Origin of the sequence: Paenibacillus sp. FSL H3-0457 (genome assembly GCF_037981725.1) — a bacterium.
GTDB classification, from domain to species: Bacteria; Bacillota; Bacilli; order Paenibacillales; family Paenibacillaceae; genus Paenibacillus; species Paenibacillus amylolyticus.
In genome coordinates this window covers 6742042-6763745 of the sequence record NZ_CP150283.1, presented here as the reverse complement: position 1 = coordinate 6763745, position 21704 = coordinate 6742042, and the positions used below count along the sequence as shown (strand labels likewise).

Annotated in this window: 19 protein-coding genes and 1 pseudogene; 15 read left to right on the top strand and 5 right to left on the bottom strand. The window is 46.8% G+C overall.

Annotated features, from left to right (window positions below):
- Positions 1 to 11 precede the first annotated feature (11 nt).
- From MHH25_RS29755 to MHH25_RS29700, 12 genes and pseudogenes are all read left to right on the top strand, one after another.
- Entirely contained in the window at positions 12 to 815 is an 804-nt protein-coding gene (locus MHH25_RS29755) for a helix-turn-helix domain-containing protein (protein WP_340018752.1), read from the top strand.
- Between the two features lie 354 nt (positions 816 to 1169).
- A complete protein-coding gene (locus MHH25_RS29750) occupies positions 1170 to 2087 on the top strand; it encodes an ABC transporter permease subunit (RefSeq protein WP_340018751.1) in 918 nt (305 codons plus the stop codon).
- A gap of 29 nt (positions 2088 to 2116) precedes the next feature.
- Positions 2117 to 2998, top strand: a complete 882-nt coding sequence (locus MHH25_RS29745) for a carbohydrate ABC transporter permease (RefSeq protein WP_036612222.1) — start codon at positions 2117 to 2119, stop codon at positions 2996 to 2998.
- A 68-nt stretch (positions 2999 to 3066) separates the two neighbouring features.
- Positions 3067 to 4662, top strand: coding sequence for an extracellular solute-binding protein (locus MHH25_RS29740; protein WP_340018750.1), 1596 nt, complete (start codon positions 3067 to 3069; stop codon positions 4660 to 4662).
- 39 nt (positions 4663 to 4701) lie between these two features.
- The gene (locus tag MHH25_RS29735) at positions 4702 to 5679 is read left to right on the top strand and encodes a LacI family DNA-binding transcriptional regulator (RefSeq protein ID WP_340018749.1); all 978 of its coding nucleotides are present in this window, start codon (positions 4702 to 4704) and stop codon (positions 5677 to 5679) included.
- Positions 5680 to 5705: 26 nt separating this feature from the next.
- Positions 5706 to 6818: a glycoside hydrolase family 88 protein gene (locus tag MHH25_RS29730; protein ID WP_340018748.1), complete on the top strand. Its 1113-nt coding sequence runs from the start codon at positions 5706 to 5708 to the stop codon at positions 6816 to 6818.
- Positions 6815 to 7870: a pectinesterase family protein gene (locus tag MHH25_RS29725; protein WP_340018747.1), complete on the top strand. Its 1056-nt coding sequence runs from the start codon at positions 6815 to 6817 to the stop codon at positions 7868 to 7870. The genes MHH25_RS29730 and MHH25_RS29725 overlap by 4 nt, the downstream gene beginning before the upstream one ends.
- A gap of 444 nt (positions 7871 to 8314) precedes the next feature.
- Positions 8315 to 9826 (top strand): glycosyl hydrolase family 18 protein, encoded by a 1512-nt coding sequence (locus MHH25_RS29720; protein WP_256721354.1) that lies wholly within the window; start codon positions 8315 to 8317, stop codon positions 9824 to 9826.
- Positions 9827 to 11926 (top strand): glycosyl hydrolase family 18 protein, encoded by a 2100-nt coding sequence (locus tag MHH25_RS29715; RefSeq protein WP_076320128.1) that lies wholly within the window; start codon positions 9827 to 9829, stop codon positions 11924 to 11926.
- A gap of 152 nt (positions 11927 to 12078) precedes the next feature.
- A pseudogene (locus MHH25_RS29710) lies at positions 12079 to 13297 on the top strand (IS3 family transposase).
- A gap of 228 nt (positions 13298 to 13525) precedes the next feature.
- Positions 13526 to 13840: a pectinesterase family protein gene (locus MHH25_RS29705; protein WP_162158981.1), complete on the top strand. Its 315-nt coding sequence runs from the start codon at positions 13526 to 13528 to the stop codon at positions 13838 to 13840.
- A 317-nt stretch (positions 13841 to 14157) separates the two neighbouring features.
- Positions 14158 to 14346: a hypothetical protein gene (locus MHH25_RS29700; protein WP_036612207.1), complete on the top strand. Its 189-nt coding sequence runs from the start codon at positions 14158 to 14160 to the stop codon at positions 14344 to 14346.
- Between the two features lie 248 nt (positions 14347 to 14594).
- Here MHH25_RS29700 and MHH25_RS29695 read toward each other — a convergent pair whose 3' ends face one another.
- The 4 genes from MHH25_RS29695 to MHH25_RS29680 all read right to left on the bottom strand — a co-directional run bounded on the left by MHH25_RS29695 (position 14595) and on the right by MHH25_RS29680 (position 18654).
- On the bottom strand, positions 14595 to 15212 hold the full coding sequence (locus MHH25_RS29695) for a hypothetical protein (RefSeq protein WP_036612205.1): 618 nt from the start codon (positions 15210 to 15212) through the stop codon (positions 14595 to 14597).
- Between the two features lie 26 nt (positions 15213 to 15238).
- Entirely contained in the window at positions 15239 to 15769 is a 531-nt protein-coding gene (locus tag MHH25_RS29690; protein ID WP_051447254.1) for a hypothetical protein, read from the bottom strand.
- Positions 15770 to 16385: 616 nt separating this feature from the next.
- Positions 16386 to 17243 carry an aldo/keto reductase gene (locus MHH25_RS29685; protein ID WP_340018746.1) on the bottom strand — a complete coding sequence of 286 codons (858 nt, stop codon included), beginning with the start codon at positions 17241 to 17243 and terminating at the stop codon, positions 16386 to 16388.
- Between the two features lie 196 nt (positions 17244 to 17439).
- Positions 17440 to 18654, bottom strand: coding sequence for an MFS transporter (locus MHH25_RS29680; RefSeq protein ID WP_340018745.1), 1215 nt, complete (start codon positions 18652 to 18654; stop codon positions 17440 to 17442).
- A 164-nt stretch (positions 18655 to 18818) separates the two neighbouring features.
- Here MHH25_RS29680 and MHH25_RS29675 point away from each other — a divergent pair, with 164 nt between their 5' ends.
- The 3 genes from MHH25_RS29675 to MHH25_RS29665 all read left to right on the top strand — a co-directional run bounded on the left by MHH25_RS29675 (position 18819) and on the right by MHH25_RS29665 (position 20484).
- The gene (locus MHH25_RS29675) at positions 18819 to 19214 is read left to right on the top strand and encodes a winged helix-turn-helix transcriptional regulator (protein ID WP_017691613.1); all 396 of its coding nucleotides are present in this window, start codon (positions 18819 to 18821) and stop codon (positions 19212 to 19214) included.
- A complete protein-coding gene (locus tag MHH25_RS29670; RefSeq protein WP_340018744.1) occupies positions 19211 to 19888 on the top strand; it encodes a TIGR00266 family protein in 678 nt (225 codons plus the stop codon). Before MHH25_RS29675 ends, MHH25_RS29670 begins: the two co-directional genes overlap by 4 nt.
- 134 nt (positions 19889 to 20022) lie before the next feature.
- Positions 20023 to 20484 (top strand): MarR family transcriptional regulator, encoded by a 462-nt coding sequence (locus MHH25_RS29665; protein WP_036612197.1) that lies wholly within the window; start codon positions 20023 to 20025, stop codon positions 20482 to 20484.
- Positions 20485 to 20628: 144 nt separating this feature from the next.
- Here the strand turns inward: MHH25_RS29665 and MHH25_RS29660 are convergent, their stop codons facing one another.
- On the bottom strand, positions 20629 to 21603 hold the full coding sequence (locus MHH25_RS29660; protein WP_340020559.1) for an aldo/keto reductase: 975 nt from the start codon (positions 21601 to 21603) through the stop codon (positions 20629 to 20631).
- Positions 21604 to 21704 lie beyond the last annotated feature (101 nt).

Genomic DNA, 21704 nt, shown 5'->3' with positions numbered 1-21704 from the left:
GTGAGCAAACGATGGAATTAAACATGACGCTAAATGGGTTGGAATTATGGAAAGCTACCGGAGGGTTTGCGAATGAGCCGCATGTACACGACGACTGGTATCAGCTAACGCTGCCGGTCAGAGGTCAATGTCATCTGGTACAGGAACGGCATGCATACCCGCTAAGAGCAGGCATAGGGATTATTGCTCATCCCCAGACTGAGCATTATTTTGAGATAGGGTCGGATTCGGCTGTCATTGTGATTAAGTTCCGTAAACCGCCATTAGGCAGTTTCGAAGGTGTGGAGTCAAGAGGGGGGCGAGCTGAGTTTCGACCTACCCAGACTTTTGATCCTGCTGAGATCAGCAGTCTGTTTCGTGGCTGGAATTCCATTTTGTTAGATGATGTGCCCGAAATGCTGCAAGTGCAGGAAACAGAAATGGCGATCGAGACGTATCTAAGACGTATGTTGACGGGGCATGAAAATGGAAAAAGAACTGTAAATCCCGGCTCATTCATTGATCCTCATCTCCAACGAGTGCTGGATTACATTCACAGTGCCTATACAGGTCCAATGGATATTGATTCGATGGCGATGGTTGCACATCAGAGCCGGTATCATTTTATGCGTTCTTTCAAGGCTCTTACGGGAACAACACCGTATCAATATCTGCTGAATTTGCGCGTAGAAGAAGCGTCCAAGAGGCTTCGCCATACAACGGATTCAGTAACCACAATCAGTTATGAACTGGGATTTTCCAGCGTCAGTCAGTTTTACAGAGCCTTTCAGCGAGTGTATGTTATGACACCGATGGAATATCGGAATCATGTGTAGATTTTAACGGGCAGTCTCGCGAATGCGAGACTGTATTTAGTACGTTACAGCATGCCACTGATTTTTTTTGTTGCCAAACATTGAAGACTTTGCTAAGATGGGAAAAAGTTTATGTAAGCGTATACATTTAGATTAAAATTACAACGTTGTAATTATGGTTATGGCAAGTATTTAAAAGAAAGAAATACGGTGCGAGGAGGCCTATTCCAAGCAAATATCTCGTTTTTATGCAGATTAGTATAGGTTGTTACAAAATGTGAATGAGATAAATAACAAATACGTCAGTGAAATGACGGTTCCTTTTTATTCAAAATTCAAACGTTGTAATTATGTAGCGAAGGAGAGTGTTTCACGTTGAAAAAACGCATGTCCACGCTGTTCAGCCTGATCAGACGGGATAAGTATTTGCTACTGATGTTTTCGCCTATCTTTCTGTATTACCTCATCTTCATGTACCTTCCGATGCCTGGCGTGCTGTTGGCATTTCGTAATTTCTTGCCGGGGCAGGGCATGCTCAGCGGGGAATGGGTGGGACTGCGCTGGTTCGAACAGTTCGTGAATTCCATTTACTTCTGGCGACTGCTGCGTAACACATTTTTGCTCGCCTTCCTGCCGCTCCTGTTTGGTTTCTCCATTCCGATTTTATTCGCTGTCTGCATCGTGGAGATCAAGAACCGGACATTCAAGCGATTTGCCCAGACCGTTACGTACCTTCCTCACTTCATCTCCACTGTTGTTGTAGCTGGCATGATTATTAACTTCCTGTCACCAACAGACGGTATTGTGAACACCCTCATCGCGAGTCTTGGCATGGAAAAAGTGAACTTCATGATGGATGCGAGCTGGTTCCGTACCATTTTCACAAGTTCCGACATCTGGCAAAGTTTTGGCTTCAGCTCCATCATCTACATTGCAGCCATTATGGGGATCGACCCCGAGATGTATGATTCCGGCAAAATTGATGGCGTCAACAAATTCCAGGAGCTATGGCACCTGACCCTACCCAGTATCAAACCAACCATTGTCATTCTTTTGCTTCTGTCGCTTGGCGGCATTATGAGTGTAGGTTTCGAGAAGGTATATCTGCTCTACAACGGAGCCACCTACGAAACGGCTGATGTCTTGTCCACCTATGTATACCGGATGGGGATTGAGGGCCAGAATTACGGTTTTGCCACAGCGGTCGGATTGTTCAACTCCATTATCACCTTTATCCTTGTGTTTACTGCCAATTCCATGACCCGCCGCCTGACCAAGATGTCACTCTGGTAAGACTATACCCCGGACCAAAGGAGACCTGTATGCAAAAATCGAGAAGTGACCGTTTGTTCTACGGATGTGTCTACCTGCTGACCATACTGGCGGTTGTTGTCACGTTGTATCCCTTTCTGTACGTCATTAGTATTTCATTCAGCTCGGTGGATGCCATCGACAAACAAAAAGTTGTATTGTGGCCCGTTGGGTTTACCCTGTCAGGTTACCAAATGGTACTGCAATACAAGGAGTTGTGGGTTTCGTTCTACAACACCCTCTGGTACACCGTGGTAGGCACACTGTTGAACATCGTGGCAACATGTCTTGCGGCGTTTCCATTATCCAGACAGCAGTTTTTCTTACGTCGCAAGCTGAATTTCTTCATCGCCTTCACCATGTATTTCTCGGGTGGACTCATTCCGGTCTACATGCTGATTACCTCGCTTGGGCTGTACAACACTCGCTGGGTTATGGTGCTGCCTGTGCTGGTGATTACGTTTAACGTCATGATCTGCCGCTCAGCTTTCGAAGGCATTCCGAATGAAATTTTCGAAAGTGCCAGTATAGACGGGGCCAACGAGATGACGATGCTTTATCGTCTGGCGGTTCCGATCATTAAGCCAACACTGGCTGTGCTCACGCTGTACTATGCGGTATTCCACTGGAACAACTTTTTCACGGCCCTATTATATCTGGGCAAACAGGATATGCAGCCCTTACAGATGTTCCTGCGAAGAGTGCTGATCATGGCTTCGCCGGAAGTGATGCAGAAGATGGGCGGTACGATGACATCCGGTGCGTTGGCGGTCTCCTCCCTTCAGGTTCGTTATGTATCCATTGTGGTCAGCATTCTGCCTATTGTTACGATCTACCCGTTTATCCAACGGTACTTCGTTAAGGGGATCACCCTCGGAGCCGTGAAAGGATAGCTTTACTTACTTAAGTGTCATGTCATTCAAGGGAGTTCAAAATGGTTCATACCAAGGAGGAATGATGGATGAGATTTAAAGGGGCAGGAAGAAAAAGTGTAATCGCAGCGATACTGGCAATCAGCCTGGCGGGATGTAGCGGCGGAACAGGGGCGGGAACCGATGCGGGGAGCACCCCGTCCAGTTCGGAGCCAGCCTTCAATTATACCGGAGCAGGGCCGGTGACGGATCAACCGGATGCCAAACTGTCTATTCTCGGCACCAACGCTTGGACGACCAATGTGGACTTGTCCACCGCAGCCATCGTGAAGAAAATTGAGAGCAACGCTGGTGTGACGGTGGATTGGGATCTGATTCCGCCGCAGAACTATGCGGATGCCGTCAATCCGAGGCTGGCTGCTGGTACCGGCTTGCCCGATATCGTGTACCTGCCGGATCAGGATCAGCTGATGAAGTACATTAACAGCGGTCTATTCATTCCGATTAGTGAACTGGTAGAGAAATACGGCGTGAATCTCAAAAAAATATATGAAAAGTCACCTTCGGTTAAAGCCAGTTTAACAACGCCAGATGGTAAAATGTATTATATCCCACAGCAGACGTTAACCCGCAACTACATGCCGGTATTTATGGTCAATGTGCGCTGGCTTGATAAACTGGGATTAAGCGAGCCGACCACGCTGGATGAATTCACGGCGATGCTGCGCAAATTCAAGACAGATGACCCGAACGGCAACGGAAAAGCCGATGAGATTCCGCTGTCCATGGAAGCAAAATTTGTGTCACTGGCCTTTGGCCCGGCATTTGGACTTGATCTGTCCAACCAGTTTTATGCAGACGATCAGGGCAAGGTACATTTCAGCTATTATGAGCCTACTTATAAGGAGTACTTGACCTATCTGAACGGACTGTACAAGGAAGGTCTGCTTGGGGTGGATTATGCGAGTACGACGAGCGATCAGGTCACGTCGCGCATCTCTCAGGATGTGACGGGAGCAACGTTTAATTTTAGCTGGTATATGTCGATGGTCTACAGTCCGTTATTCAAGGATTACAATCCGGAAGAGCCGATCATCAAAGGCATTTTACCACTGAAAGGACCGCATGGGGATCAGTTCTATGTAGGACGTACACCAGTGAGTGGCATCTTTGGCATTACACGTGATAGTAAAAATCCCGAACTTGCTTTCCGTTTCCTGGACTATGCCGTAAGTGAGGAAGCACAGACGTATTATACGTGGGGCATCAAGGATGACACGTATACGGAAGAGAATGGCGTGAAGACATTTACGGACAAAGGCAAGGACAATGAATACATCCAGAAGCTTGGCATTGGTCCGGTGAATCTGCCGAACATTCAATCGACCGATTCTGCTGATTCCGTCGTAGCCCCTTGGCATGCGAAGATGGATAAAGAACTGGAGCCGTATGTGCGCGAACCGTTCCCGTTTGTCTATGCCCTGCCGGATGAAGCGAGTGTGGAAAGCATGGCGATGCCTGACATCACGACATATGTGGAAGAGATGAACTTTAAGTTTATTAGCGGGGACGCCAGTCTGGACCAGTTTGACAGTTATATTGAGACGTTGAAAAAGATGAATATAGAGCAGGTTATTGCGGGCAGACAGGCACAATATGATCGTTATAAATCTGCACAGAAATAGGAAATAGGGCTTCAGGCGTATGAGAGGTGTTGATTGATTTTGATAACCATTAAAGACATTGCCAAACTGGCGGGGGTGAGCTATAGCACGGTATCGAAGGCGCTGAATGATGATCCCCGAATCAAACCGGCAACAAAGCAGAAGGTGCTTGCGGTCGCGGAGAAACATCAATATCGGAAAAACATGCTGGCTCGGCAGCTCTCCACCGGCAGGAGCAACATCATCGGTTTTGTGCTGGATGAGCTGAGCAATCCGTTATTCTCGAACATCTCCGGCCGTCTGCACACCGAGCTGAAGAAGCGGGGATATCAGATGATCCTGGTTGTGGCGGATGATGGCGTGGATGTCTTCAGCCAGCTGCGCGTGGACGGATGTATTCTGTGGGACTATGCACTGGACAATCGGGAGATGTTCTGGAAAAAGTTCGCAACACTCAACATGCCATGTTTTGTGCTGGGTACAGATGAAGCGCCGAACTCTCCTTACATCAAGATTGATCGCAAAGAAGGGCTGTTCAAAGCAGTGGAGCATCTGAAATCGCTGGGCCACAGCCGAATCGGATTCATCGGCAACTCCCAGCACGTCAAGTTGGAGGGTTACCGGGAAGCGTTGCAGCGTACGGGTCTGGCTTTTAACGAAGACCATGTGCTGCCAGCGTATTCCTCCTGGGAAGACGGGTATTTTGCCATACGTAATCATGCGTTTGGGGCGGATTCGCCAACAGCTTTTATTGGACTGAACAACCTAGTCACCCGAGGTGCGCTCCGGGCTTTGCTTGAGGCAGGTTACAGCGTTCCAAGCGATATCTCGTTAATCGGGTATGATGATCTGCCGGATATGCAATATGCGGAAGTGGCCTTGACTACAATTGGCCCGCCTCTGGATGAACTGGCCGTGCAGGCAGCAGAGCTGATTGTCTCGTTAATCCGTGATGAACAGGTCGATGTTCCGGTAGTCATTCAGCCTAAGCTGAACCTTCGCAATTCAACAGCAGTTAGTCATACATGTATTAGGTGAGTACAACATTCAAGGAGGAATTGCTTATGCAGGTACAGACACAGTTATCCTGGTCTGAGCGAATTGCAGCAACAATCATCCAGCAATGTGACGGGGACGGTTATCATGCGTTCCCTTCGGGACGATGGGCATACGTGGAAGGCATGACCTTGATGGCGATGGCACGAACCGGGCAGTATTATGGCAAACAAGAGTATGTTGATTTTATGAAAAAACATATGGACCTGTATATCCAGCCGGATGGCTCTATTGGCACCTATACTTTGGAAGAATATAATCTGGATCAGATTAATCAAGGGAAAAACCTGTTTGCCTTACTGGATGGTGCTGAAGATCAGCGTTACGCAGAAGCGGCGCATCTCCTGGCAGCACAGCTCGCAGGGCAACCCCGCACGTCGGAGGGCGGCTTCTGGCACAAAAAAATCTATCCATTCCAGATGTGGCTGGACGGCCTGTATATGTCCTCTCCCTTTTTGTCCGAGTATGCGAAGACATTTCATCGTCCCGAGTTATGGGATGAAGTTGCACATCAGATTCTGCTGATCGAACGCCAGACCCGTGATCTGCGGACCGGGCTGCTCTATCATGGCTGGGATGAATCGAAGGAGCAGGTCTGGGCAGATTCATCTACAGGGTGCTCGCCACACTTCTGGAGCCGGGCGATGGGCTGGTATGCCATGGCGATTGTAGACAGCGTGGAGCATTTCCCCGTGAATCATCCAAAGCGCGGAACCATCATCGGTATCTTCGAACGGATGTGTCATGCTTTGGTACGCGTGCAGGAGCAGGAAAGCGGGTTATGGTTCCAAGTGCTGGATCAGGGCTTCCGCAAAGGCAACTATCTGGAAGCATCCGGATCAAGCATGTTTGTATATGCACTTGCGAAGGGTGTGCGCTTAAGGTATCTGGAGCCGCATTTCAGAGCTGCGGTGGAGAAGGGATGGCAGGGACTGTCCTCCAGATTGGTGGAGGAGACGGCTGACGGCGTTCGGTTAAACGGGATCTGTCATGGCGCAGGACTAAGCCTGGATCGGGATGGCTCGTACAACTACTATGTAACCGAAGCGGTTGTAAGCGATTCCTTTATGGGTGTGGCTCCGCTTCTGCTGGCAGCACTGGAAATGGAGCGACTGCTATGACGCAGCAGAGATTGCCAAATACAGCATTGGAATCATCGGCTCCCTGTCTGACTGTTGCTTCAGATGGGACAGGGGATTATGTGACGATTCAGGCCGCAGTTGATGCGCTGCCGGAGAATGGCATCGGAATCGTTCCAATTCGAGTGAAGGCTGGTGTCTATCATGAGAAGCTGCATATGGAGAAGCCGGGCATCCACCTGATTGGTGAGGGGGCGGAGCAGACGATCATTACGTATGATGATCATGCACTCAAGAAGTTTCCGGACGGGTCGCCATATCATACGTTTCATTCCTATACGGCTTTCATTGGTGCCGATGATTTCACGGCAGAGGGGATTTCCTTCGTAAATGCTTCCGGGCCGGGCAAGCAGGTTGGTCAGGCCCTGGCCGTTTATGTGGATGGAGACCGGGCGGTCTTTCGCCGCTGTCGTTTGATCGGTCACCAGGATACGATCTTCACCGGCCCGCTGCCGGAGCAGCCCATGGATCGCAGTTATTTTGGCGGGCCACGCGATGGTGCCGAGCGTCGTAAGCTGCGGCAGTATTTCGAGGACTGTTACATCGAAGGTGATATCGATTTTATTTTTGGTTCGGCTACGGTGGTGTTTAAGGGCTGCGAGATCTTTACGAAGAATCGCCTGACTGAAGCGGAGGCTGCAGATGGACAAGTGAACGGCTGGATTACCGCAGCCTCTACGCCGGAGGATGTGCGTTACGGCTATGTGTTTCTGGACTGTGATCTGACCAGCAATGCTCCGCCGCAGTCGGTGTATCTGGGCAGACCGTGGCGTCATCATGCCAAAGTCTGTTTTCTGAACTGCTGGATCGGCGCTCATGTGAAGCGGGAGGGATGGCACAATTGGAACAAGACAGATGCAGAGCAGACCGTTCAGTATGCTGAATATAACAGCGCCGGACCTGGTGCCGGATATGCTGCTGATCGTGTGCCTTGGGCCAAAATACTGACCGAACAGGAAGCGGCCGAGTACACTATACCTCTGATTCTGTCCGGCGTGGATGAATGGCAGCCTTTTGAACGGAGAGGGGAGTAGCGACGGTAAGACACGCCCTCTTCTCTGCACAATATCTAACACAGGTTTTCTTTCAAGTCTCCTAAGGAGTTGAAAGAAAACCTTTTTTGTGCGCTATATTACATTTTTCGCCCCCAATAGAACTATTTTATCCCTTATCTCTTTTGCATTTTACTGATTAAATACAGGGTGAGGATCTGTAAATTCCCTGTAAAATTTGGATGTTGCCTGCAAAAAAAGAACACGAGAGGGAAGGTCCATTTTGGTAAGGGAAGGGAGTGAAGTGACACGCAACATCAGATGGCTGAATGGGGCTGGCTCTAATCGATCACAGATCAGATGCAGGTGGACAATTGAAGTTTTGTTTGCAAGGTGAACGTATCCTTAGTACAGGAGGGATTTTGCTTGAATCAAGCTGTTCGATTCCGCCCGGTCATTACATTTGCTTTGGCATTTCTTCTTCTTATTTCGTGGTTTGCACCGAGAGCCGATGCCGCCGCCCAGTGGCAGGCAGGCACCGCATACAAGAAAGGAGACCTCGTAACATATCAAAATAAAGATTATGAGTGTATTCAGGCACACACAGCTTTGACCGGATGGGAGCCCTCTGTTGTGCCCGCGTTGTGGAAATACGTCGGGGAAGGTTCGGGAGGGGAAACGCCGACGCCAGATACGGCACCACCTTCTGTTCCTGCGGGTCTGACTTCATCCTCCGTCACGAACACCTCTGTGAGTCTTTCCTGGAATGCATCCACGGATAATGTGGGCGTAGCGGGGTATGAGGTGTACCGGAACGGCGTTCTTGTGACAAGTACTTCAACTACAACAGCTGTAGTCACGGGACTGACAGCCAGCACGACTTATGCTTTTACGGTAAAAGCCAAAGATGCCGCAGGCAATATATCCGCTGCGAGTACCTCCCTCAGTGTGACAACTTCCAATGGATCATCCAATCCGGGGCCAACCGGCGGCAAATGGCTGATCGGCTACTGGCATAACTTCGACAATGGTTCAACGAATATCAGACTTCGTAACGTATCAACCGCCTATGACGTCATTAATGTCTCCTTTGCCGAACCGATTTCACATGGCAGCGGAACGCTTGCTTTTACTCCATACAATGCGACGGTAGCCGAATTCAAATCCGATATTGCCTATCTGCAAAGCCAGGGGAAAAAAGTACTTCTTTCCATGGGGGGAGCCAACGGTACCATTGAGCTTACCGACGCGAACAAGAGACAGCAGTTCGAAGATTCGTTAAAATCAATCATTTCCACGTATGGTTTCAATGGTTTAGATATCGATCTGGAAGGAAGCTCCCTGTCTCTGAATGCAGGGGATACCGATTTCCGTAGTCCAACTACACCGAAAATTGTTAACCTCATCCAAGGCGTGAAAGCGGTTAAGTCACACTTCGGCGCCAATTTCATCCTGACGGCTGCGCCGGAGACGGCCTATGTACAGGGTGGATATCTGAGCTACGGCGGTCCTTGGGGAGCATACTTGCCAGTCATCCATGCCTTGCGTAATGACCTGACCCTGCTTCATGTGCAACACTATAACACGGGCTCCATGGTGGGGCTGGATGGGCGCTCTTACGCCCAAGGAACAGCTGATTTCCATGTGGCCATGGCGGAGATGTTGCTTCAAGGCTTTCATGTAGGCGGCAGCACAGGCCCTTTCTTTAGTCCCTTACGACCGGATCAGATTGCCATCGGTGTACCGGCTTCCCAGCAGGCTGCTGGAGGTGGTTATACAACGCCAGCCGAGCTGCAAAAGGCACTGAATTACCTAATCAAAGGTGTATCATACGGCGGTTCCTATACCTTGCTCCAGCCTGCGGGCTATGCGGGGATAAAAGGGATTATGACCTGGTCAATCAACTGGGATGTATATACGAATAACCAGTTTTCGAGCGCACATCGTCCGTTCCTGACCAGGCTGAGTACGCAAACGACAAAGGAGGTTGTATATTAGATGATACATTTAAATAAACACACTGCTGTCAAGAAAACCGCGAAGTTTCTCCTGGGTCTATCCCTGCTCTTATCCGTCATTATTCCTTCTTTTGTGCTCCAACCCGCTACGGCAGCAGCTGCAGATTCTTATAAAATTGTTGGTTACTACCCGTCCTGGGCTGCGTATGGGAGAAACTATAATGTAACGGACATCGACCCAACCAAAGTCACGCATATCAACTATGCGTTTGCCGATATTTGCTGGAACGGTATTCATGGAAATCCGGACCCTTCGGGCCCTAACCCGGTGACCTGGTCGTGTCAGAATGAGAAGAGCCAGACAATCAATGTACCCAATGGAACGATCGTGCTTGGCGATCCATGGATTGATACCGGCAAGACATTTGCAGGCGATACGTGGGATCAGCCCATTGCAGGCAATATCAATCAGCTTAACAAGCTGAAACAGATCAATTCTAATCTGAAGACAATCATCTCCGTGGGAGGATGGACATGGTCCAACCGCTTCTCCGATGTAGCTGCGACTGCTGCAACGAGAGAGGTATTTGCAAACTCTGCCGTCGACTTCCTGCGGAAATACAATTTTGACGGGGTAGATCTGGACTGGGAGTACCCGGTATCAGGCGGACTTGATGGTAACAGCAAACGTCCTGAGGATAAGCAAAATTACACACTGCTTCTGAGCAAAATCCGTGAGAAGCTGGATGCTGCCGGAGCTGTGGACGGCAAGAAGTATCTGCTTACGATTGCAAGCGGTGCATCGACGACCTATGCTGCGAATACTGAGCTTGCCAATATAGCTGCCATCGTCGACTGGATTAATATTATGACATACGATTTTAACGGGGCTTGGCAAAAAGTCAGCGCGCATAACGCGCCGTTGAACTATGACCCTGCGGCTTCGGCTGCTGGGGTGCCGGATGCCAATACATTTAATGTGGCTGCCGGAGCACAAGGGCATTTGAATGCAGGCGTACCAGCCGCTAAACTTGTGCTTGGTGTTCCGTTCTATGGCCGCGGCTGGGATGGATGCGCACAGGCGGGCAATGGTCAGTATCAGACCTGTGCGGGAGGTTCTTCCGTTGGAACATGGGAAGCAGGCTCCTTTGATTTGTATGATCTGGAGACCAACTACATTAACAAAAACGGGTACACGCGTTACTGGAATGACACAGCCAAGGTGCCATATCTCTATAATGCGACCAACAAGCGATTTATTAGCTATGACGATGCGGAGTCTATTGGATATAAAACCGCTTATATCAAAAGCAAAGGACTCGGCGGAGCGATGTTCTGGGAACTTAGCGGTGACCGGAACAAAACACTTCAAAATAAACTGAAAGCCGATCTGCCTACCGGAGGTACAGTGCCTCCAGCAGATACGACGGCGCCAAGCGTACCCGGTAATGCCCGTTCGACAGGCGTGACGGCCAACTCGGTTACGCTAGCTTGGAATGCTTCAACAGATAATGTGGGTGTTACCGGTTATAACGTCTACAATGGTGCCAATCTTGTGACCTCCGTCAACGGGACGACCGCAACAATCAGCGGACTGTCAGCGGGTACATCCTATAGCTTTACGGTAAAAGCAAAGGATGCGGCAGGTAATCTGTCTGCAGCCAGTAATGCTGTAACTGTAAGCACGACAGCTCAGCCGGGTGGAGATACGCAGGCGCCAACTGCGCCAACGAACCTCGCATCAACCGCGCAAACAACATCCAGTATAACGCTGAGCTGGGCGGCATCCACGGATAACGTGGGTGTAACGGGTTATGATGTGTACAATGGAGCGGCTCTGGCGACATCCGTGACCGGAACGACAGCAACGATCAGCGGGCTTGCAGCGGATACCTCGTATACATTTACGGTAAAAGCAAAGGATGCGGCGGGGAATGGTTCTGCTGCGAGCAATGCGGTGACTGTGAAAACGGCAGCAGGAACGACAAATCCGGGCGTTTCCGCCTGGCAGGCGAATACAGCCTATATTGTAGGACAGCTGGTCACCTATAGCGGTAAGACGTATAAATGTTTGCAATCCCACACATCCTTGTCTGGGTGGGAACCATCCAATGTCCCTGCATTGTGGCAGGTTCAATAGTTAAAAAATGGATTACCACATTTTGAATTGAAACATGTAGTTTTAGCGAGGCTTGGTTATAGGGAAGAGAACATAACGAAAAAACACCGGTTTCTGGTTGAACTGCACCCCAATTGTTAGACACAACTACCAATTGGAGGTGCAGTTTTTTTATGACTAAATTCAGTTCAGATGAAAAAATACAAGCCGTTATGCGTTATGAAAAGGGATCAGAAAGCTTGAAAAGCATTGCAAAATCGAGCGGGCTTCACGATTCTGTCTTTTTAAACTGGATTAGACAATATGAGCATCATAGGGAAAAAGTTTTTTATAAAGGGCTATACATCATATCCTACACAGATTAAACTAGACGCCCTTCAACCAAAGAAAAAGGGGCGCCCATCCATGAAAAAAGGATATAAAGCACAGAAGGATCTGTAGAGGCTTTACAAGCAGAGGTAGAGCGTTTGAAAATGGAGAATGCTTATTTAAAAAAAAGTTGAATGCCTTAGTTCGAAACAAGGAAAACTCACCAAATAAGACAAAGCGCAAGTAGTCTATGAACTAAGGAACGAATTTTCGGTGAAAGCACTTCTACAACTAGCAGATATCCCTCGTAGCACGTATTATTACGTGGTAAAAGCATTTGGTACGGTAGACAAGAATTAGAGCTAAAAGACATGATACAAGCGATTTATGAGGAGCATAAGGGACGCTATGGTTATCGTCGTAATCGCGATGAGTTAATCAATCGTGGACACCATGTGAATCATAAAAAGGTACAGCGTTTGATGAAAGTATTGGGATTAAAGTATTTGGTACATATGAAGAAATATCGTTCGTATAAAGATTCGATTGGCAAGATTGCACCGAACCTATTAGAACGCAATTTCCGCGCTGAAAGGCCAAACGAGAAGTGGGTTAACGGACATTACAGAGTTTAAATTGTTCGGAGAAAAACTATATTTATCTCCCATACTTGATCTGTATAACGTAGAAATCATTACATATACGATTGGTTCAAGACCGGTCTACTCGCTTGTTTCCACGATGTTAGACCGACCATTTTGCAGTTTAACAAATGAAGATAAACTCCTTATTCATTCGGACCAAGCTGGCACTACTAGATGAGAACATATCGTCATACCCTTAAAGAAGTTGGCATCACGCAAGTATGTCCCGGAAAGGTAACTGTTACGATAACGCCGTCATGGAGAACTTCTTTGGCATCATTAATCCGAGTTCTTGTTTTTAAAGAAATTTGAAAATATCTCACATATTAAACAAGAGCTATCCAAATACATCGATTATTACATCAACAAACGCATCAAGGCAAAACTAAAAGGCATTAGTCCGGTACGGTACCGGACTAATGCCCAACAAGTTGTTTAACGTTATAATCTGTCTAACTTTACGGGGTCACTTCACCTGGTCCGGTGGTTTTTCGTTATGCTATGTCAAACAAAGCAGGCTCCAAAAAGGCTATTCATTAAAAATCGAAGTTGTCCGGATCAGGTCCAATGCATACATCTTCGTTCAGTGCGGCGCAAACTTCGGTAGTATTTCGAGGACTGTTACATCGAAGGTGATATCGATTTTATTCTTGGCTCGGCTACGGTGGTGTTTAAGGGCTACGAGATCGTTACGAAGCATCGCCTGACTGAAGCGGAGGATGCGGATGGACAAGTGAACTGCTGGATCGGCGCTCATGTGAAGCGGGAGGGATGGCACAACTGGAACAAGACAGATGCAGAGCAGACCGTTCAGTATGTGGAATATAACAGTTTCGGGCCTGGGGCGGGAAAAGCGACAACGAGAGTTTCATGGGCAAAAGTGCTGAGCGAACAGGAAGCCGCCGAATATGCGTTGCCGCTTATTTTGTCTGGTGAGGACGGGTGGCAGCCTTTTGGGGAGAGAGGGATTAATCGGCATTAAGCCAAGTATATTTACTTTGCGATATTTATAATGAAAGGTTGTCTTTCGAATCTCTTATGGACTTGGTGGATGGCCTTTTTTGTGGGCTTACATTAACAAAAACTGATACACGGGGTACTGGAACGATACTTGCCAAGGGGCCTTATCGCTGTAACGCCTCCAACGCGATTGTTCTACAGGCGTAACAGTAGACTCGGTGACGCTGGCCTAGATTGCTTCAACGTTAATGTAGGCGTTACAGGTTATAACGTCTTACATTGGCGCTCAGGTAACACTAGTTGTATTAATCGTAAAAATTTTTGTGGGAGAATTTGAATGTGGAACTGCTTAAAAGTAGTGCCGAAGATGGCTTTTTCATAATGAGCAATGATTATACTACCGATCTATTTCTAGAGAGGGGATTCAAGAACGATTCATATAATAATGATTCCAAAATGGAAGTTAGATTTATAGAAGTGTATCTTTCACATCATGGTTTTGTTAAATTGGGGAAATTTGATGTTTAAGGCGTACAGATTTTTAAAGCGTGGCGAAAGTATCTTCCGCCAGATCCATTAGAAACGGTAGCGGAGGTGTACCAGTACGTCCAAACTCATTAAGAGCAAAATCCGGAAGTTCGCATTATTGCCGATCATGATGATTATAATGTTGTTCAAGCGCTATACGCCATTATTGTTTTTCGAAAAATAATGGCTAGTAGAGGGATAAAAAGAAGGCGCTGAAATTAATCCAGTCAGTGCCTTCTTTCGAGTATTTACTGTTGTTCTAACTTCAACAAATTGTTCATTTCAATTTTGATTTGGTTTTTTTCATTCCCTTTAATCGTACCATCATCTTCTACCGTGTATGAACCTTGAACTGGATTTAACAGTGATGCCGGTGAATTTTCAAACGTCGCTAGGAACATAACGTAGTTTTCATTCGTTTTGAGTTCTTCAGAATCTTCTACCTTAAATGTATGTTCTTGATCCTCTCCCCCTACTTGTTTGACTTGAATGATTTCTTTTTCGGCTGCTTCCCCTTTATAGTTTTTTTGTACTTCAACATCATAGATCGTATATGGAATAGCGGGGCTGTCTGATATATCCCCACCTGGGTTTAATTTTTCATCATTAGGATCAGCAGGTTCTTCTGCGATATTTATAAGTTTAAAAGATGATTTTAAAATCTTTCCTTCAATAATTAAATCCGCCTGGTTAGCCAACTCATCAATGTTGTTGTAAGTTGGAAAAGAGGCATCCATCAGCACCACTTCTTTTTTTGCTGTTTCTGTTGCAGCGGATCCTTCTTTTGATGGCTCTGCTGTTCCACATCCGGCGAGTAACATTGCAGTGATACAAAATGCTGAAGCTACAGATGTAAAATTCTTCATGCTATCTTCCTCCCAATCCTTTTAAATTAGTAAGCAGTATTTACATCGTCAATATCATACTGCCTAGGGGTAGTGACTGTGTTAAAATCATTGCTATATTTCATAATAGACGCCTTAGTTGTATTCGGGTTATCTTTCAAGAAGAAGGAATGCCCAAATTCATGAACGGTCGCTCCTTTAACAAAATTGGAGAAATTAGTGGCGTCTCTGACAATTGTTCTTGAGTTTAATTGAATTGTGTATCTATACTTTGGGGAAAACCACTGTGAATTTAGGCCATACCAGGTATCTGGATAAGAAGCCGCTGTAATTGTGTTGGTTGATGAACTCAAGTATCCAATTGTAACTGGAGTAGGAGTACCGTTCCAAGCAATAATTCCTTCATTGATTGGTGTCTTCCAGGTATCATTCAGGTTATCTGGAGACTTTACGCTAATTCCTGCGTCTGGACTACCGGAGTTAGTAAGTTCTGCGCTTGTTGTAAGGTTAAAACTGAACATAAGTGGTACAGCGAGAGCTAATGTGATAATACCATTTTTTACGTAATTAACCTTCATTCATTATCACCTCATAGTTTTTTTATTCTTGCTTTTGTTTTCTGAGTGGTTTGGAAAATGCTTCCACATATACTTAACGTCATACTTCAACAAAAGGTTGCGATCTACTAGAAAAAAAGGAATAATTTTGAAATTTTAAACTAAACGAAAAAGTAGATGCTATTTTACTCTTTTAAATACACTAGCAGTCAAACAAAAACATCTTTCGGTTAAAGTGCAAGGAAAAGAATACAACTTCAATTATGAATTTGATCCAGTTCCGGATTATCACGAGCAAGATAGCCTTGGGTTTGGTGGTGTATACATTTATTTTTTTTGGAAAAAATTGAACCTCAGGGGATCTGTTGGCCGGTCTACCACCACATATGTGTGTGAATTCAATGTCACTTATAAATTTGACAATGCGAGAATGAATTTGTTGCGGATCAAATTGAAAGTTAAGCTGATTGATTATAGAGATTGAGGTTTCAGAATTTTAGAAGTGACAATGTCATCTGTTGAGAAACAAAAAACAGTGAAAAACCTCCAACTCTCGTACGTAACGAGAAGTCTGGAGGCTTTTCACTGTTTTATTTTACCTGCAAATCAGCACAGAATAACAGCAATTCGATTCAATTTAGAAATCGAAGTTGTCCGGATCAGGTCCAACGCGTACATCTTCGTTCAGAGCACTGATCTGATCCATCTCTTCATTTGAAAGTTCAAAGTCGAAGATGGAGGAGTTCTCGATAATCCGGTTTTCCTTGGTGGACTTCGGAATGGTAATGACTCCATTTTGCAGATCCCAACGCAGGATGACTTGTGCAACCGATTTGCCTTTGGCTGAAGCAATAGCCGTGAGTACTGGATTGTCCAACAGCTGACCTTGCATCAGAGGCGACCAAGCTTCAAGCTGGATACCATGTTTTTCACAGAAAGCCTTAAGCTCAACCTGAGTCAGGCGAGGGTGGTATTCCACCTGATTGATCATTGGTTTCACTTTGACATCCTGCATCAAGTCTTCGAGATGATGAATCTGGAAGTTGCTTACGCCAATCGCCTTAATACGGCCGGCTGCGTACAGTATCTCGATTGCTTTCCAGGCTGCTTTGTATTTGCCTGCCTTAGGCCAGTGAATCAGATACAGGTCAAGGTATTCCAGTCCCAGTTTGTTCAAGGTTGTATCAAAAGCCGCAAGTGTCTCTTCATATCCGAGGTCTGCATTCCATACTTTAGATGTAACAAACAGTTCTTCGCGTTTCAGGTTGTTTTCTTGCAAAGCTTCTGCAATCGCTTGACCAACACCGGCTTCATTGCCGTATATTGCAGCAGTATCAATGCTTCGGTATCCATGTTTAATCGCATTTTTCACAGCTTCAATCAGTTCAGATCCTTCTTCTACCTTAAATACACCAAGTCCGAACCAAGGCATAGAAACACCGTTATGCAGAGTTACTGTGGATTGTAAATGTTGTGCGGTTTGAGCTGTTGTCATGAGATTTCCTCCTTAAAGTGTGTAAAAATCAGTCATATTAAGCTGAATTTTTGTTGTTTTATCATACAAAATTAAATCATAGTAGATCAAATTGGGTTCAACGTATTATAGTATAATAAACTACCATATGAAACCGGTTCCCCTCGCAGGCTGGAACTGATATATATAAGAGTGAGACCCATGGTCGGAATGGAAATTAGAACGAAGCTTTCTCCATTTCGACTGATGCATGTTGATCCTTGCTTTCCAGCATTTTAGCCCATGCGGTCAGGATTACAGCTACGAGAACCATCAAGGCACCGACCCATGTCGTGTGAATCAAACCGATGGAATCATTGATCACTCCACCCAAATAAGCACCTATAGCGATCCCTGCATTAAATGCGGCGATGTTAAAGGCTGAGGCTACATCCTTGGCCTGTGGTGCATATCGTTCAGCCAAGGTTACAACGTACATCTGAAGACCAGGCACATTCATGAAAGCGAGCAGGCCCATACCCATAATGGTGAGCAGTGCTGCCAACTTAAACGGGACGGTGAAGTACATCACGCCGAGAATGATGGTCTGAATGATGAACATGTAGAAGAGCGCCTTGAGCGGGTTGCGATTGGCTGCTCTGCCGCCGATGATGTTGCCAACAGCAATGGCGATTCCGTACAACAACAGAATGAACGCTACTGTTTTCTCGGAATATCCGCTGATATCATGCAACAACGGGGACAGATACGTAAACACAACAAATGTTCCTCCGTACCCAACAGCCGTGATGGCAAAAGCAAGCAGCAAGCGTCCACCTGTAACGAGCTTCAGCTGATCCCGAAATGCCGTCCGTGTTCCTCGCTTCAACGTGGATGGCACGAGTATCAGGTTACCGATCATTGCAACGATGCCAACCACAACAATCAGGATAAAGGCAGCGCGCCAGCCCCAATGTTGACCAATGAGTGTACCGAGAGGTACACCGGTTACTGTGGCAATGGTTAGACCGGAGAACATGATGGCAATGGCACTCGCCCTACGGTTGGCAGGCACCAGATCAGCTGCAATCGTGGAGCCAATGGACATGAACACCCCGTGTGCCAGAGCGGACACTACTCGTGCAATGAGTAACATGGTGATGCCCGTCGATAGTGCAGCCATCGTATTACCCGCAATGAAGACAATCATGATGGCAAGCAATAGCGTTTTGCGTGATATGGTAGACGTCAGTGAGGTCAGAACAGGAGCCCCAAAGGTAACGCCTAATGCATATAAAGTAACGGTCAGTCCCGCAGTAGTTACGGAAATGCCCAGGTCATCTGCAATGAGGGGCAGTAGCCCAACGCTGATAAACTCTGTGGTACCGATCGCGAATGCACTAATGGCCAGCGCAAGCAATGCCCATGTGCTGCGTTTTGAATCTTGTAACATTTCTTGCTCAACTCCCCCGAATGTAGATTTACGTACCGGCAAATGCTATTATGAGTTATTCGGTATAGATTGAATAGTACGTACTTTTTAGTACCCTACGTACTTTTTGGTGCCTATACAGCATGCGACGGATGTAATTCAATTCATCAGGGAGGAAGCAAGTTATGGTTAGAAAAAAATATAACATCTCGGTTGAAGCTACCTTAGAGGTGATCGGTGGCAAGTGGAAATGCGTCATTCTCTGTCATCTGACACATGGGAAAAGACGAACCAGTGATCTCAAGCGTATTATGCCCGCAATTACACAAAAAATGTTAACACAGCAACTGAGAGAGCTTGAAAACGACGGAATCGTAAACCGCATCGTATATAATCAGGTTCCTCCCAAAGTAGAATACGAATTGAGTGATTACGGGAGAAGTCTTGAACCGATTCTCAATGCGCTCTGCAATTGGGGAGATCAACATATTGTGAAGGAATACGGAGACAAATCAGCAGTTCTGGAAGATAATGGACTCAATGATTTTAACTCTGACAATAGGGAGCTGGTGCAACCGTGAACTATGAGATTTTATATGATGGTGCTTTTGCGATGCTCAAGGTACATTTGCAGCGGGGAGAGCGGTTCAAGGCCGAGAGTGGTGCGATGGTATCTATGACTCCTACGGTTGAACTGAAGGGTTCAGCAGAAGGTGGGATGTTTGCCGGGTTCGGTCGGATGCTGAGCGGGGAGAAGTTTTTCTTTCAGGAACTGACGGCTACGGGCGGATCGGCAGAGATTCTGCTCTCACCTTCAAGCTTGGGCGATGTAGAAGCTGTTGAATTGGACGGTTCCTATTCACTTTATGTGCAGAAAGACGGATTTCTGGCAGGAACCGAGGGCATTCAGGTGAATACCAAAATGCAAAACCTGAAAAAAGGTCTCTTTTCGGGAGAAGGTTTCTTCATTATTGAGATCAGCGGACGTGGAACCGTATTTCTGTCTTCCTATGGTGCCATCCATGCAATTAATCTAGCAGCAGGTGAAGAAATGATCGTGGATAACGCCCATTTGGTGGCATGGCCTCATTATGTAGATTACCGTATTGAGAAAGCTTCACAGGGCTGGTTATCCAGTGTTACAAGTGGAGAAGGACTGGTATGTAGGTTCCGGGGAGAAGGAACTATTCTTATACAGAGCCGCAATCCGCAAGGATTCGGACAATGGGTGAAGCAGTTTATCCCTGCGCGCTAATTATTTTTTTGAGAAAGAACACACAGAGTTGCAACGGATATGTTTCCATCATCGTTATATGAATAATGGATTTACTTCATTGACTGACGGGTATATATTCTGTTGCATAAGGTCGCACATCATGGAGGTATGAGATGACAAGCTCACGGTATAAAAACGCACAAGAAAGTCCGGGATATCTGTTATGGCAGGTTACAGCCATGTGGCAAAAGGAAGTACGCAGGGTGCTGGAGCCCCTCGAACTGACACAACCTCAATTTGTATTATTGCACGCCTGTTTATGGCTCAATGAACACGATGAGGAAGGCAAGGGAGTGACTCAGGTTCAAATTGCTCAGTTTGCCAAGGTGGATGTTAACGTGACTTCTCAGGTTCTACGTGCGCTTGAAAAAAGGGGATTAATTACCCGCGCTCGTCATCAGACAGATACGCGTGCCAATATTATCACAACAACGGAAGAAGGAACCCGATTGGCTGTGGAGGGAATCCATCTGGTCGAGGAATCGGACAAGGCATTTTTCGAAACTTTGGATGAACGTAAGGGAGAGTATTTGGAGATCATGCAGGAGTTTCTTCGCCAAAAAACAGAGAGTTGATCCGTAATATATCTTTTTTTAATGTATTAAACTACAGAATGTAGTGGAACTGGAAAATTTTCTGATTATTAATAATTATAGCGCCTCTGTAAAATACAAATAGACCTCCTGACTTCATCTTGTCGGGAGGTCTATTTGGGTTACTCAATCGATTCGGTAGGATGCAAACGGCTCGCGGCGACGGAAAGAGTCGCTGATCTGGTCCAGATCGGCCAACAGCTCATCGGGCAGTGACATGTCCAGACTAGCCAGATTATGTTCCAGCTGTTCGGTGCGTGTAGCGCCCACAATCACTGTGGATACAGCTGGACGTGTCAGTAGCCATGCGAGTGACAGCACACTCGGGGAGCAACCATATGAGGCAGCTTTAGCACTCACTTGTTCACTCAGTTGGATATTATGCTCCAGCAGGAAACGGTTGAAGGACGGATCGGTGTCTGCTCTGGAACCAGAAGGCACACGGGTCTGTCCGTTATATTTACCGGTCAGAATACCACCTGCCAGCGGGAAATACGGGATAATGCCTACACCCTGATCGAGACACATCGGCACCAGTTCCAACTCAGGCGTACGGTCTGCCAGGGAGTAGCTGGTTTGGGTGGAGATGAAGCGCACATAACCTTTCTGTTCAATGATGCCCAGAGCTTTCATCAGCTCCCAGGCTGCGTAGTTGGAGGCTCCGATGTAACGGACTTTGCCGGAAGTGACCATATCATCCAGTGTGCGCAGTGTCTCATCCAGTGGTGTATGGGGATCAAAAGTATGGATCTGGTACAGATCGACGTAATCCGTTTGCAAACGCCGCAGGCTATGTTCCAGCTCTTGTTGCAGATGGTAGCGGGAGGAACCCCGCCCATGAGGACCATCATGCCGGGGTAATCCGGCCTTGGTAGCAAGCACCGCGTCTTCCCGTCGACCTGTGAGAGCCTGTCCAATAATGCGTTCCGATTCCGTGCCTGCGTAGATGTTGGCGGTATCGATAAAGTTGATGCCCTGATCCATCGCTGCATGAATAATGCGGGTAGAAGCTGTTTCATCCGCGCGTTTGCCAAACGCATTGGTGCCAAGCCCCAGTGCCGACACACGCAAACCACTATTGCCCAAACGTCGATACTCCATCATTCATCGCTCCTTCTCTATTCATTTATGTAATGCAGATTATAACGTAATCTATTGAAAACGTGTTATTAATATAGTTAAATGATTCTAAGAACCCGTTA